This window comes from Kribbella sp. NPDC004138 (assembly GCF_053603655.1).
Window position 1 is genome coordinate 134,280 of record NZ_JBSGFZ010000014.1, and the last position, 14,198, is coordinate 148,477.

Annotated in this window: 10 protein-coding genes; 9 read left to right on the top strand and 1 reads right to left on the bottom strand. The window is 67.1% G+C overall.

The features are described 5' to 3' along the window. Positions 1 to 127 precede the first annotated feature (127 nt). The 8 genes from ACWEOO_RS21075 (at position 128) to ACWEOO_RS21110 (ending at position 11,737) form a co-directional block, all read left to right on the top strand. Entirely contained in the window at positions 128 to 3,544 is a 3,417-nt protein-coding gene (locus ACWEOO_RS21075; RefSeq protein ID WP_452144419.1) for an alginate lyase family protein, read from the top strand. A 132-nt stretch (positions 3,545 to 3,676) separates the two neighbouring features. Further along, positions 3,677 to 4,690, top strand: coding sequence for a LacI family DNA-binding transcriptional regulator (locus ACWEOO_RS21080; RefSeq protein WP_452144420.1), 1,014 nt, complete (start codon positions 3,677 to 3,679; stop codon positions 4,688 to 4,690). A gap of 141 nt (positions 4,691 to 4,831) precedes the next feature. Beyond that, on the top strand, positions 4,832 to 6,076 hold the full coding sequence (locus tag ACWEOO_RS21085) for a polysaccharide pyruvyl transferase family protein (RefSeq protein WP_452144421.1): 1,245 nt from the start codon (positions 4,832 to 4,834) through the stop codon (positions 6,074 to 6,076). Continuing rightward, entirely contained in the window at positions 6,076 to 7,062 is a 987-nt protein-coding gene (locus ACWEOO_RS21090; RefSeq protein ID WP_452144422.1) for an ABC transporter permease, read from the top strand. Before ACWEOO_RS21085 ends, ACWEOO_RS21090 begins: the two co-directional genes overlap by 1 nt. Beyond that, positions 7,059 to 8,009, top strand: a complete 951-nt coding sequence (locus ACWEOO_RS21095; RefSeq protein ID WP_452144423.1) for a carbohydrate ABC transporter permease — start codon at positions 7,059 to 7,061, stop codon at positions 8,007 to 8,009. Before ACWEOO_RS21090 ends, ACWEOO_RS21095 begins: the two co-directional genes overlap by 4 nt. 37 nt (positions 8,010 to 8,046) lie before the next feature. Then, a complete protein-coding gene (locus tag ACWEOO_RS21100) occupies positions 8,047 to 9,675 on the top strand; it encodes an extracellular solute-binding protein (protein WP_452144424.1) in 1,629 nt (542 codons plus the stop codon). Further along, on the top strand, positions 9,672 to 10,745 hold the full coding sequence (locus tag ACWEOO_RS21105) for an alginate lyase family protein (RefSeq protein WP_452144425.1): 1,074 nt from the start codon (positions 9,672 to 9,674) through the stop codon (positions 10,743 to 10,745). The genes ACWEOO_RS21100 and ACWEOO_RS21105 overlap by 4 nt, the downstream gene beginning before the upstream one ends. 5 nt (positions 10,746 to 10,750) lie before the next feature. Next, positions 10,751 to 11,737 carry a heparin lyase I family protein gene (locus tag ACWEOO_RS21110; RefSeq protein ID WP_452144426.1) on the top strand — a complete coding sequence of 329 codons (987 nt, stop codon included), beginning with the start codon at positions 10,751 to 10,753 and terminating at the stop codon, positions 11,735 to 11,737. Positions 11,738 to 11,761: 24 nt separating this feature from the next. On the opposite strand, the gene ACWEOO_RS21115 is transcribed toward ACWEOO_RS21110, so the two are convergent. Next, positions 11,762 to 12,577, bottom strand: coding sequence for an aminoglycoside phosphotransferase family protein (locus ACWEOO_RS21115; RefSeq protein ID WP_452144427.1), 816 nt, complete (start codon positions 12,575 to 12,577; stop codon positions 11,762 to 11,764). Between the two features lie 218 nt (positions 12,578 to 12,795). Here ACWEOO_RS21115 and ACWEOO_RS21120 point away from each other — a divergent pair, with 218 nt between their 5' ends. Next, positions 12,796 to 14,178 carry an alkaline phosphatase gene (locus ACWEOO_RS21120; RefSeq protein WP_452144428.1) on the top strand — a complete coding sequence of 461 codons (1,383 nt, stop codon included), beginning with the start codon at positions 12,796 to 12,798 and terminating at the stop codon, positions 14,176 to 14,178. Positions 14,179 to 14,198 lie beyond the last annotated feature (20 nt).

A 14,198-nucleotide genomic window follows, 5' to 3' on the forward strand; every position in this document is an offset into this window, starting at 1 on the left:
GCTCGGAATCGGGCCGGTCTTCCGCGCGCGCCCCTGGACCAACCGCGCGGACCGCGGGGGTGCTTGGGCGCTGGTGCGCGCAGTCGAAGGACTCAGCAAGAACTCTCACGTGTCATGAGGAGATGGGATGCAACGAAGACTTCTTCGGCGGAGCACTCGCCGCCGTGCCCGTGCGTGGGCCGCCACGACAGTCGCGCTGGCTCTGATGGTGACGGGTCTGTCGCCGGCCCGGGCCGCTACGACCGACATGTCGGATCTCGGTGAGCTGCTCGACCTGACGCGTCCGGGGCTCGCCCGCGTGGCGGCGGAGCTTGCCGCCGGCGATGAGGCGGGCGCCGCGGCCGAGCTCAAGGTCTACTACGCGGGGCGCTCGGGCATCGAGTACCCGGGTGTGGGCGGGGAAGGAGGCGGCGACGCGACCGCCGACGAATTGGCGGCGGGGATCTTCCGGTTCGGTACCGTGACCCGTGACTTCTACGACGATGCCGCGCAGCGGATCGACGTGGACTGGGCGGATCTCTGGGGCGGGACGGAGACCATCCCAGGGAGCGCACAGGTCCTGATGAGCGACTTCGCGTTCATGTCGACGCTGACGAGCGCCTATTTGAAGGAGAGCGACCCGCAGAAGCGTGCGGCGTACGCGTCGGCGTGGATGGACATCTCACTGGACTTCTTCGCCGACAATCCCAGCTGGCCGCAGAACCGCAACCTGTCGGGCGGCAAGCGGCTGGCCCAGCTCGTCAGCGCGTTCTCCGTGTTCAGGACGGAGCCGAGCATCGACGCGAACGACCTCGTGGCGTACCTGTCCGGCGTGCATGCGACGACGGAGCTGCTCGCGACCGTGCTGCAGATCCATGTCGGAAACAACTGGTACGTCTCGATGGCCCGCGCGATCTACGTCTCGGCGGTCTATCTGCCCGAGTTCAAGGCGTCCTTCGTCTGGGAGCCGTTCGTGGTGCGCTCTGTCGAGCGGTTCCTGCGCGCCTGGGTGAAGGGCGACGGTGTGTACCGCGAGCCGACGTTCAACTATCAGGCCTACGTGGCGGATCTGATCAACACGATGATCCAAGTCGCGGATGCCAACGGGCGAACCCTGCCAGACGGGATTGTTCAGTCAGCAGATTGGATCGCGGATGCGCTGTTCGCGACCCGTCAGCCGAATCTCGAGCCCGCGCTCGTCGGCGACTCTCCGAACACGGACGCGGGCACGAGCGCCATTCGGAAGACCGGTGGGCGCAACTCCTGGTCCGATTTCACCTGGGTCGCCTCCGGGCGCACCGAGGGGACCGTCCCGACGCTGTCGTCCACGGTGTTCCCGATCAGCTATGCGGTCCAGCGGTCGGGGTGGGACGCCGATGCCCGGTACATGCTGATCAACAACCAGAATTCCAGCTATACGGCCTCCCATCGGCATCCCGACGACCTCAGCCTGGTGATGGCGGCGTACGGGCGCTCGCTGATCGTCGACCCCGGAGCGGGGGACTACAGCGCCACCCCGACCAACGACTGGATGCGCCGCACGACCGAGGCGCACAACACCGTCGAGGTCGACGGACAACCGCAGCCTGCCGGCCTGCCCCGCTCGACGTCGCTGTGGCGCTCGAACGCGGGCCTCGACATCTACCGCGGTAAGACGCAGGCGTACCGGCCGATCGCGCACGATCGCGTCGTCTACTTCGTCAAGCCCGGCTTCTGGGTCGTCTCCGACGACCTCACGGGTGACACCGGCGCACACGACTACCGGCAGCTCTGGCACTTCCCTGGCGATCCGGTCACCGTCGACCCGAACACGAACGTCGCCACGATCGGGTTCGACACCGTGCCCGGCGCGACACCGGTTGCCGGCGTGCAGCTCGTTCCCGTGGCCCAACCCGGCGCCGATCTCACGTCGAACGTCCACAAGAACGGCGCCGTGCGCGTCGGCGAGCAGGTTCTCACCGACGTCGACTACCTGTCGTACGACTGGTCCGCCACCGGCGCCACCGGAGTGGACACGGTCGTAGTCCCCGGCAAGGCCGGCGCCGCGCCCTCGGTCAAGGCGTCGCGCATCGAGCTGCCCCAGGTAGATCACTCCGTGGCCAGCGCGATGACGATCGACCTGCCGAAAGCGACCGGCCGCTTCTACCTGTCGCGCGAGGCGATTCCCTCGTCGAGGCAGTTCGGGGATGCGGCGACCGACGCCGAGACCGCCTATCTCGAGCGCGCCGACAAGGGCGGTGGGCTGACGCGGTACGCGCTGACCCAGGGATCGTCGCTGGTCGACGCAGGGGACATCGTCATCAAAGCCTCCGGAGTTGTGTCCGACCTCAGTGTGGAACTGGAGGGCGCTGCCGCCCAGATCTCGCTCGGGGCCCCCTTCACCGGCACGCTCACGATCAACGCGCCGAAGGCACGCGCGGTGAAGATCAATGGCACCCCGACCGCGTTCACCCGCACAGGCGACCTCGTCACCGTCTCGGCCACGGCGGCCTTCGCCCCGAAGCCGTTGCTCAACGAGGAGTTCACCGACGCGAGCCTGGACAGCACCGCCTATGACTTCAACGGCTCCCTCGACGGCTGGACACCAGTGCAAGGCACCTGGACGCTGGGTGACACGCAGTTGGTGCAGACCTCGAGTACGGACACGCAGTCGCTGGCGGTGCAGCAGGACGTACCGGACGACGTGGTCGTGACTGCCGACATCGTTCCGGGGACACGAAACCAAACGACGGCAACGACCGGTCTCGCGTTCCGCTACCACGATTCCCGCAACTACTACCGGGCCGATGTCATCAGTACGCCGGGCGGCGCGAAGCTGCAGCTCGTGAAGGTCTACAACGCGACGTCTACGCTCCTCGCGGAGAACGAGCTGCCCATCAACGCAGACAGCGCGCACACGCTGACCGTCTCCGCAATCGGGAAGCATCTGATCGCCACAGTGGGCGATACGTCGATCTCCGCAGACGACACGCAATTGCCGACGGGTGGTGCCGCCGCCTCCACGAAGGGCCGGGCCGCGGCCTTCGACAACATCACCATCAAGGAAGGGCTCGACCAGGCCAATTGGCGGGGTATCGCAGGAAAGGCGTCCGTCAACTCGGGTCAGTTGAAGCTCACGCCTACCGATGGCAGGGCGCACGTACTCGCCGACTCGACGTTGCCGTCACGCTTCTCCGAGACGTGCGAGTATGCCGCGAAGGCCACGGTCACGATCAATGGATCCGTCGGCACCGCAGGGATCTCGCTGCGAGACACCTCGGACTCCTATGGGTACCGAATCCACCTCGGCAAGACGAGCAACAGGACGCAGTACGCGAGTATCGTCCGCGAAGCTCACGCGTCGGGTCCGGTCACGGTCGGAACTGTGTCCCTCAGCAACCCGTTGACAGGTCCCGTCGAACTTGGTGCAGCGGTCCACGGCGACCGCATCACGGTGACGCTGAACGGCGTTCAGATCCTGGAGGCTCGCGACACCGTGGTCCGGAACGGCGGTGTCGGGCTCTACGCATCCACGGAGAGCACGTTCGAGAACGTCACTGTCGCACGCTCCTGCGAGCGACAGTGACGGTTGAGCCGGAGATGACGATGTGATCCCGTGAGGCCCCGGGGCAGGAAGCTTGATCTCCGGCAGAGATCTGGTCCATCCCGGGGCCTCACCCCTATCCGGTACTGCCGTCGACGCCGTTACGCTGGCGGCATGACCACGATCAAGGACGTTGCGAAGCGGGCCGGGGTGTCCACGGCCGTGGTTTCCGCGGTGATCTCCGGGGCTCGCGGCAACGTCCGGATGAGCGAGGCGACCCGGCTCCGCGTCGAGCAGGCGATCCAGGACACGGGCTATCGCGTCAACCACGCCGCGCAGTCGCTGCGACTGTCCAGATCGGGTGTGATCGCAGCGGTGGTGCCGAAGATCGCGAATCCGGTCTTCGAGTTGGCGATTCGTGGCATGCACGCGGCTGCCGAGGAACACGGTGACGTACTGTTGCTGGCCGACGCACTGTGGATCGAGCCGGGCAGCCACCTGATGAGCCGGATCGTCGGCACGGGCATGGTCGACGGGGTGTTGTTGCGGTCCACCCAATGGGGGACCGAGACCGCTGAGGAACTCACCAAGCGGTCGATCCCGTACGTGATCCTGCAGAACCCGCGACCGGACGACTCCGTCTCGGTGTGGATCGACGACGCGGCCGGGATCGGTCTGGCCACGACCCACCTGCTGGGTCTCGGGCACCGCCGCATCGCATTGGTCGGTGGCCCCCTCGTCCCGATCGCCAGTAGCGCGCGCGTCGACGGCTACCGCTCGGCGTTGCGGGCAGCGGGTGTGCGCTTCGACCGGTCGCTGATCAAGCAGGTCGGCTACGAGCCGCCGGACCTCGCGACCGCGACGCGCGAGCTCCTCGGCTCGGCCCGGCCGCCGTCCGCGCTGATCATCGACAACATCGTCGCGGCACCGGGAGCGATCGCGGCGATTCTCGATCTCGGCCTGCGGATTCCCGCCGATCTGTCGATCGTCGTGTACCAGGATCTGCCTATCGCCGACGCCATGCGGCCCGCACCGAGTACGGTCCGGATGCCTGTGCAGCAAGCCGGAATGCGCGCCTACACGACACTGCGCCGGATGATCGACGGTCGCCACGTCCAGTCGGCACTGGTGACGCGGCCGGCGCCGAAACTGATCGATCGAGGATCGACGGCACCGTACGCCGGCTGAGCGCCCACCTGCCGAGAAGTCACCGTCGACGCCTTCGTCGGATCTTGATTAACCGATGAATCACCGGCATGATGCTCGCCGTAGCTCCGAATCGACCGTAGGCCCACCGCTGCTCGGGATGGGCTGGACAGGGAATTCCTCATGGTTCACGTCGTTCTCGTCTCCGGCTGGCAAACCGTCAACATCGGCGACGTCGCCCATACGCCAGGCGCGCTCCGGGCCTTTCAGCGCTACGCACCGGAAGCGAAGCTGACGCTGTGGGCCCTCAGCATCGACGAGAACGTACGGCAGATGCTCGGCCGCTACTTTCCGGACGTCGAGATCGTCGAGGACCGGGTCGTGCCCGGCGAGCCGCTCAGCCCGGAGCTGGACCGGTTGTTTGCCGAAGGCGACCTTCTGGTCCACGGGTCGGGGCCATCGCTCGTTGCCCAGGTGGAGGTCGCCGAATGGCATCGGCGGACCGGAAAGCCGCACGGCATCTTCGGTGTGACAGTAGATCCGCTCCGGCCGTACGGCTCGACGCTGGCGCGGGCGGCGAGCATGATCAGCGCGATCGACGGTGACCTGCTCACCGAGCTCCAGCGCGAGGTGCTCGACACGGCCGCGTTCGTCTATTGCCGGGATTCGTTGACCGAGCGGTTCCTGGCCGGCCAGGACCTCGGGGCGCCCGCGATCGCGTTCGGTCCGGACGCCACCGTCATGTTCGACGTGGTCGACGACGGCGACGGCCAGGCGGTCCTCGCGGAGTACGGGTTGAAGCCCGGACGCTTCGTCTGCGTCGTACCGCGGCTGCGTTTCACGCCGTACCACCAGATCCGGAACTACCCACCCGCGGCCGAGGATGTTCGCCGGACGGCCTACAACGCGGGCTATCGGAAGTCCGACTTGGACGTTCTGCGGCAGACCGTGATCGGGTGGGTGCGAGCCACTGGCGAGCCGGCGCTCGTCGTGCCGGAGATGAGCTACGCGATGGAAGTCGCCGAGGCCGAGTTCGCGGGGACGTTCCCTGCCGACGTGGCCGACCTGGTCCACATCCTGCCGCGGTTCTGGGACCTGACCGAGGCGGCCGCGGTGTACCGGCAGGCCGGCGCGGTCGTGAGCATGGAATGCCACTCACCTCTGATCGCCTTGGCGGAAGGTGTTCCGTCGGTCTACCTGCGTCAGCCGACCGACACGATCAAGGGCCAGATGTACAACGATCTCGGCCTGCCGTTCGTGGAGCTGGGACCTGGGGCCGACGCTGCGGCCGGGCAACTCCTGCAGAAGATCGCCGACGATCGGCCGGCCGCGGCCGAAGCCGCGCGGCAGGCGCGGGACGCCGCGCAGGAGCGTGTGCGGGGGATGGTCGAGGCCGCCGTCGCAGTGGTCGGCAGCAGGACCCGCTGATGTCGTCGGGGACCAAGGTCCGGCCGAGGGCCGGCGCTGATCCCGGTGCGCCTGCCGCCCGCGAGACCCGCGTCCGTGGGCAGCTCGCGGCCCGATGGCACCGGGACCGGGTGCTGCTCGTGCTCGCGGTTCCGGGCGTGATCGTCCTGGTTCTGTTCCACTACCTGCCGCTGCTGGGCAACGTGATCGCCTTCCAGGACTACCAGCCGTTCCTCGGCATCAGCGGATCGGATTTCGTTGGCCTGAGCAACTTCTCGGTCATCTTCGACGGTGACCCGGAGTTCCTGAACGCGCTCGTCAACACGTTGATCATGACGATGGTCCAGGTGCTGTTCGTGTTCCCGCTGCCGATCGCGCTGGCTCTGGTCCTCAACTCGATGCTGAACGAACGAGTCAAGCGGCTGACGCAGTCGATCCTCTACCTGCCGCACTTCCTGTCGTGGGTCATCGTCGTGGCGCTGTTCCAGCAGATGTTCGGCAACGGCGGAATGCTGAACGAGTGGCTGCGTTCCGCGGACCTGGGAACCTTCCAGATCATCGGCGTACCGGAGCTGTTCAAACTGCTGATCACGTCGCAGGTGATCTGGAAGGACACCGGCTGGTCGACCATCATCTTCCTGGCCGCGCTGTCCAAGGTCGACCTGAACCTGTACGAGGCGGCGGCGATCGACCGGGCCGGCCCACTCCGGCAGCTGTGGCACGTCACGCTGCCCGCGATCCGGCCCGTGATCGTCCTGCTGCTGATCCTGCGGCTGGGTGATTCGCTCACGGTCGGTTTCGAGCAGATCCTCCTGCAGCAGGGTCCGGTCGGCGCGCAGGCTTCCGAGGTGCTCGACACCTACGTCTACAACAACGGGATCATCGGCGGGAACTGGGGTGTGTCGGCCGCGGTCGGCCTGGTGAAGGGCGTCGTCGGCGTGGTTCTCGTCCTCGGGGCGAACCGGCTCGCCCACGCCATGGGGGAGCGGGGGGTGTACTCGAAATGACCGGACTGCTGGAAACCACCGCTGAACGCCGGGCTCGGCGCAACCGTCACCCGGCGTCGGACGAGCGGCCTGCCTGGATGGGACGGCAACCGCGCTGGGCGACCGCGGCGCGCGGTGTACTGCTGGCCGTCGCCTGCCTCGCGGTGATCGTGCCGTTCGTCGCCGTCGTGATGACGAGTCTGGCGCCGCAACGCGATATCAGCGCGCGCGGGGGACTCGTGCTCTTCACCAGCGAGCCGTCGCTCGCGGCGTACCGGGCCGTTCTGTCGGGAGGAGTGGTGACGCGGGCCCTCAGCGTGTCGGTCGCGGTCACCGCTGTCGGCACTGTGCTGTCGCTGGCCTGCACCATCATGCTCGCGTACGCCCTGTCGAGGCCGGGATCGCTGTTGCACAAGCCCATCCTGCTGATGACACTGTTCACGCTCTTGTTCAATCCGGGCATGATCCCGATGTACCTGATCGTCAAGCAGCTCGGCCTGATCGACAACCTGGCGGCGTTGATCCTGCCGGTGGTGGTCAACGCCTTCAACGTGATCGTGATGCGGTCCTTCTTCCTCGAGCTTCCCGGTGAGCTGACCGAGTCGGCGAAGATCGACGGGGCCGGCGAACTCCGGATCCTGACCTCCATCGTCCTGCCGCTCTCGAAGGCCGTCGTCGCGGTGGTCGGCTTGTTCTACGCCGTCGCCTACTGGAACGCGTTCTTCTCTGCCCTGCTCTACCTGCCGTCGCCGGAGAAGTGGCCGCTGCAGCTGGTCCTGCGAACGTTCGTCGTGAACCAGACACCGCTCGGTACGGACGAGCTCGCGGCGTCGACCGAGTCGCTGCCGCCACAGGCGTCGATCCAGATGGCGATTCTGGTCATGTCCGTCATCCCGATCCTGATCATCTACCCGTTCATCCAGAAGCACTTCAGCAAGGGACTTCTGATCGGCGCCGTCAAAGGCTGATCGACCGGACGCCCGCCATGAGGAGGGAACCGTAACCATGGATGCGTTTTCGCGCCGTACGTTGCTCAAAGGGCTGTCCGCGGCAGCCGTCGCCGGTGCCGCCGGATCAGCTCTCGGCTGCTCCGCCAAGACGACGGCGGGAACCTCCGGCCGCATCGGAGCTGACGTTCTCCCGACGTTCGCCAAGGCCGGGAACGCCGAACCCGCGCTGAAGAGCGCGAGCCCGCTCGGCATGAGCGGGTACTTCGAGTACCCGCCGAATCCCGTCGCGTCGGTCAGCAAGCCCCCGCTGTCGGGTGGCCAGATCTCCGCCCTCACCTACACCTTCGACCCGGTGGCGCCCGGCAAGTCCGACAATCCGCTGTGGCAGGAGGTCGACAAGCGACTTGGTGGAAAGCTCGACATCACGTACGCGCCGGCGGCTGACTACGCTCAACGGTTCGCGACGACCGTGGCCGGCGGGGACCTGCCCGACCTGGTGTCGATCTACGGCTCGGTGCAGCAGCTGCCCGCGTTGCTGAAGGCAAAGTTCACCGACTTGACCGAGTACCTGTCGGGCGATGCCGTCAAGGACTATCCGAACCTGGCGGGTCTGTCCACCGACTCGTGGCGCAAGACCGTGTACGGCAACGCCCTGTGGGGAGTACCGATCGCCCGGATACCGATCCCGTCGGTCGCCTGGATCCGCGCCGACCTCGTCGCCGGTACCGGACTGCCTGCGCAGCCCAAGGACATCGGAGAGTTCAAGGCACTGCTGAAGGGGCTGACCAACGAGCGCAAGTCCCGCTGGGCCTGCGGCGATCCGGGCAGCACTCTGACCATGATCGCCGCGTCCTTGGGCATCCCCGGCAGCTGGAGCGAGCACGGCGGGAAGTTCACCTCCAACATCGAACTCGAGGAGTACGAGAAGGCGCTGGCCGACACCCGCGAGTTGGCCGACGCCGGCGTCTTCCATCCGGACGGCCTGGTTGCGTCCAACAACCAGCGCAACGACTGGTTCACCAACGGGACCACCCCGATCGTCTTCGGCGGGTACGCCGGCTGGAGCAAGTACGAGATGTGGGGAGCTGAGGTGCCGGGCTTCAAGCTCGGGTCTCTTCCGATGTTCGGCTACGACGCGGCGAGCAAGCCCGTCCATCCGCGGGGGAGTGCGGCTCAGGCGTTCACCGCTGTCACCCGCGCCGAACCGGACCGGGTTCGCGAGGTCCTCCGGGTCCTCGATTGGCTCGCCGCGCCGTTCGGATCTTCCGAGTACCTCCTGCGCAACTTCGGGATCGAGGGGCAGACGTTCACGTTCGAGGGCAAGGACCCGATCGTGAACTCGCGCGGCCAGAATCTGCGGCTGGTGCCGTTCGGGTACGTCAGCGGACCGACCCTGGCCATCTACGACCCGGGCCGGCGCGATGTCGCCCAGGCCCGCTTCGACTACCAGGAAGCCGCGCTGCCGATTCTCGCGCCTGATCCGACCCAGGGCCTGTACTCCGAGACCGATGCGGCCAAGGGTCTGCAGTTGGGCAAGGACCTGACCGATACACGGAACGGCATCCTGGCCGGACGCGCACCCGTCTCGAGCTGGAAGGCGGCCGTGACCAAGTGGCGCAACGGCGGCGGCGACAAGATCCGGTCCGAGTTCGAACAGGCCTTCTCGGAGGCGGGACCCAAGTGAGCCGTCAGCTGGTCACCCTGGCCGACGAGTTCCTGGCCGGTCAGCCGTATTCCATCCTCGACCGGGAGCCGTCGGACTGGGCCGGAGACGCCCACGACTACTACTCGGTCGGCAACTACTCCTGGCCGAATCCGGAGACAGCCGATGGTCTGCCGTACATCAGGGTCGACGGCCGGCGGAACCCGGACGCGTGGAGCGATCGCTTCGACAAACGGCGGTTCCGGCAGACGGCCGCGGCCGTCAACACCCTGGTGCAAGCCCACTTCCGAACCGGCGAGGCGCGCTACGCCGACGCCGCGGAGGCACGTCTCGAACGCTGGTTCCTGGACCCGGCGACCGCGATGCGCCCCAACTTCGCTCACGCTGCCGCGCTGCCCGGTCAGCACGACGGTGCGGCGATCGGGCAGATCGAGGCGACGTTTCTGACCGACCTCTTGGATCACGTCGACTTGCTGGTGAAGGCCGGACGATTCACCGAAGGCCTCCCGCTCCTGCAGGACTGGTTCGCCGAGTTGACCCACTGGATGCGGTCGAGCGAACTCGGCCGGCAGGAAGAACGGATGACCAACAACCACGGAGTTTGGTGGGACGCGCAGGTCCTGCGCTATCTGCAGTTCGTCGATGATCGGGCCGCGCTCACCAAGATCCTCGATCGGTTCGACATCCGGCTGCGCCACATTGCTCCCGGCGGCGCACTCCCGAGAGAACTGGCTCGTCCCGACTCGTTGCTCTACACCATCTACTGTCTGAGAGCCTTCGCCGTCTGCTGTCGAGTCGCAGCTGCTGAAGGCCGCGACCTCTGGAACGCGCCCGCTGAACCCGGCTACGGCAGTCTCCGCGACGCGTTCCACTTCTGGGCAGGCCATGCCGACGACGACCGCCGCTGGATCTGGCCGCGGCAGCCCTCGGATCTGGACAGAACCGCTCTGTGGCTCGCCGACGAAGCCGCCGGCCTTTACCAGACCCCGAGCCTCACAGCGTTCGCAGAGACCCTGCGAAGGCAAGACCTACCCGCCCCCGAGATCCCGTCAACCGCAGCCCTGGAACACCTCCCGACCTTTAAGGAGTGACACAGATGCAGATCCCCGCCCCAAGTCGACGTGCTCGACAGACGATGGCTCTCACCGTGGCGTTGACCCTGAGCGCCTCGGTGGGTTTCGCCGCAGTGACGAACTCACGAACCGCCAGTGCGGCAGCAGCCGCGGTGCCCAGCTATTCGGCGGGTATCGCGGGTGAGAGCTGGACGATCGAGAACGCCAGTGCGTGCAGTGCGACGCTGGGCGCCGGCGGCAACCTCCGGGAGGGCGCCGGCTGGTTTCCTGGCAAGTGTCAGGGAGCGGGGCAGGCACCCCAGATCACCGGGACTTCGGAGGCGCGGGCGTTGACGTTCCGCACGGACGAGGACTTCGAGTATGAAGGCGCCATCGTTGAGGATCCCGCCAAGAACACCTGGAAGGACGCTGCCGGGAATACTCTCCGGGACCGCACGGAGCTGGCGACGGGGTGGGACCTGCCTTTCCACACCGATGTGTGGGTCGGGTTCGACGTTCGCATCCCAGAGGGCGTCGATGACGTGACGGGCAGCGGGGCGTACGTGCTGCAGCTGTGGCAGTGCACCGCGAACCCGATCGGCGGCGTGCGCATCCAGTCCGGTGCCGGCAACGGGCACAACCTCCAGTTCGTACGCCGGGGCGAGGAGCCGGGGATGGACGAGGAGTACAACAAGGCCATGGCGACCAAGAGCATCGGCGCCAACGAGTGGCACTCCTTCGTCATCAAGTACAACGTGGAGCCCTACCACGACGGCGCGCCGAAGGGGCGTATCGCGGTCTGGCACCGGAAGGTGGGCGCGACCACCGTCGAGGAGAAGCTCTTCGAGCGGGAGGAGTACTTCGGCTACGCGACGCGTTCCAGGTGCGTCGACGACTCCTTCAAGAACGAGTTCAGGATCAAGTTCGGTATGTACAAGGACTACCAGCCGGGCGCGACGTTCCGTTCCGACTTCCGAAACGTGAGGATCGGCGCCACCAAGGCAGCGGTCCAGCCCTACAACCGCAGCTGACTTTCCTCTGTTACGTCTCGGTGGTTACGCGGTCAGGCGGTCTGCTTCGGATAGTAGGAGGTGGGCGAAGGGCTGGAAGTCGATGGTGTGGGCGTAGAGGCCGCTGATGACTCGGTGGATGGTGCCCCATTCCCAGATGGCGGTGGCGTCGACGCCTGTGCGGGAGGCGAGTCGCTCGGTCCGGGACCGGAGGTCGTCGCCGAGGTCTGGGTTGCAGCGGACGATGGTGCCGAGGTCGCAGGCCGGTTCGGCTCGTAGGCCGGTTGGATCGATGAGCTTGTAGGTGCCGTCGCTCGCCTGGAGGGCGTTCATTTCGTGGATGTCACCGTGGACCAGGACCGCGGTGCGGTCGTCGTGGGCGGCGCGGCGGTGGTTCATGCAGTTCAGGGCGTCTTTCACGGTGGCCGGTGAACATGGTCGGCCGGCCTGCTCCCACAGTTTGGGCAGCCGGTCGGCGTACTGCTCGGCCAAAGTCGCGCCGGTGGGCAGGTCGATGTCGGGAGCGACCGGACGCCACAGGCGCACCGCCACGTCGCACAGCAGGTTGTGGCGGTTTGTGGGGTCGGGCACGACGTCGTACATCGGAGCACCGAGGCGCTCCAGCAGAAGGGCTTGTCGACCCAGGTCCTCGCGCAGCAGCCTGGCGCATCCGGCCCCGTCCGCGAGGCGCAACGCCGCGGCCTCGTGCCTGATGTCCCGACCTGGCACGCCGACCTTGAGGACCGCCGGGTTTCCGTCAGCGAGCGTCACCTCGACCGCCAGCGCGGCGTGACCGCCCGCGAAGCTGGAGCCGATCGACAGAGACCACTCCTGGGCCAGCGAGTCGACCAGGCCGGGCAACTCGTCAAGCCAAGAGTCGTTCCCGTCGGCCATGACCGTTTTGCGGACCTGATCAGGGATGTCGAGGCTCATGCCGTCAGCCTAGTGAGTGAGCCTCCGGGCGGCGCGCATGTCACCTGGTGGTCGCCTGACGGCCACCTGGCGGATGGGACGACTGCATACGGTCCCGATGTTTCGTCCGATCGGAAAGGCCCGTAATGATCAGGAAAAAGGCTTTTGTGGCTGCTTTCGCCGCTGCCACGGTGATTGCCGCGGCGGGGATGGCCTCGGCCGCCGCCAGCGGTGCGTTCGACTCTGCTCAGGCCGGTGACGCCGGCAAGCACAACCCGCAGCCGCAGCGCGGGCCGAAGAACGTGATCTTCTTCCTCGGCGACGGCATGGGGACGCAGGAGATCACCGCGGCGCGGTACTACCAGGGCGTCCGGAACAAGCTGAACGTCGACCGCACGCGCTACACCGGCCTCGACACGACGTGGTCGGTGAAGCCTGGCGTCAAGGCGCCGTACCTGCCGGACTACGACCCGGACTCGGCCTCCACCGGGTCGAGCTGGGCGACCGGCAAGAAGACGATCGACGAGCGGATCTCGCAGGGCCCGAGCAGCGCAGAGAACGTGCCCGGTACGAACTACGAGACGGTGCTGGAGCTGGCGCAGAAGCGCGGCCTGAAGGTCGGTGACGTCTCCACCGCCGAGGTCACCGACGCGACTCCCGCCGTGCTCGCCTCGCACATGTCGCTGCGCGGTTGCCAGGGCCCGGCCGACATGACGGCCTGCCCCAAGGAGACCAAGGCGGCCGGTGGCCTCGGGTCGATCGCGGAGCAGGAGGTCGATCACAAGGTCGACGTACTGCTCGGTGGTGGCCGTGGCCGGTTCGAGCAGCAGATCACCGGCGGCCCGTACGCCGGTAAGACCGTGGTCGACCAGGCCAAGGCGAACGGCGTCCAGTACGTCACCGACGCGGCCGGACTGAAGTCGGCGAAGGCAGGCAAGCCGGTGCTGGGCCTGTTCAACAAGAGCAACATGTCGCTGGAGTGGAGCGGCCCGGCCGCCGCGCTCGGCAAGGGCGGTGCGGCGCAGCCCTGCCAGGAGAACCAGCGCCCGGCGAGCGAGCCGAGCCTCGCGGACATGACCTCGAAGGCGATCAGCCTGCTGGAGAACAAGAAGGGCTTCTTCCTGCAGGTCGAGGGCGCCTCGATCGACAAGCAGGACCACGCCACGAACGCCTGCGGCCAGATCGGTGAGACGGTCAACTTCGACAAGGCGATCGGTGTCGCGCTCGACTACCAGAAGACGCACCCGGACACGCTGGTCGTCGTCACCGCGGACCACTCGCACACGAGCCAGATCGTCGGCGAGGACGCATCCGGTGCCGGCCTGCCGACCGGATACTCGACCAACCTGACGACCAAGGACGGTCAGACGCTGACGCTGACCTACGGTACGGCGGGGTTCGGCGGCGACGGCAAGGCGCCGGTCGCGAGCGGCCCGAGCCAGCAGCACACCGGCGCCGTCGTGCCGGTCTGGGCCAACGGACCGGGCGCCGAGGCGGTGCTCGGCACGAACGATCACACGCACCTGTTCGACGTACTCCAGGGCCGGTGAACGACCGGTTGGTCTGCAGT

Bases quoted from the DNA above. Each gene is read 5' to 3' on its own strand.
- ACWEOO_RS21075 (WP_452144419.1), top strand. From the start codon at position 128: ATGCAACGAAGACTTCTTCGGCGGAGCACTCGCCGCCGTGCCCGTGCG.
- ACWEOO_RS21100 (WP_452144424.1), top strand. From the start codon at position 8,047: ATGGATGCGTTTTCGCGCCGTACGTTGCTCAAAGGGCTGTCCGCGGCA.
- ACWEOO_RS21085 (WP_452144421.1), top strand. From the start codon at position 4,832: ATGGTTCACGTCGTTCTCGTCTCCGGCTGGCAAACCGTCAACATCGGC.
- ACWEOO_RS21095 (WP_452144423.1), top strand. From the start codon at position 7,059: ATGACCGGACTGCTGGAAACCACCGCTGAACGCCGGGCTCGGCGCAAC.
- ACWEOO_RS21110 (WP_452144426.1), top strand. From the start codon at position 10,751: ATGCAGATCCCCGCCCCAAGTCGACGTGCTCGACAGACGATGGCTCTC.
- ACWEOO_RS21090 (WP_452144422.1), top strand. From the start codon at position 6,076: ATGTCGTCGGGGACCAAGGTCCGGCCGAGGGCCGGCGCTGATCCCGGT.
- ACWEOO_RS21080 (WP_452144420.1), top strand. From the start codon at position 3,677: ATGACCACGATCAAGGACGTTGCGAAGCGGGCCGGGGTGTCCACGGCC.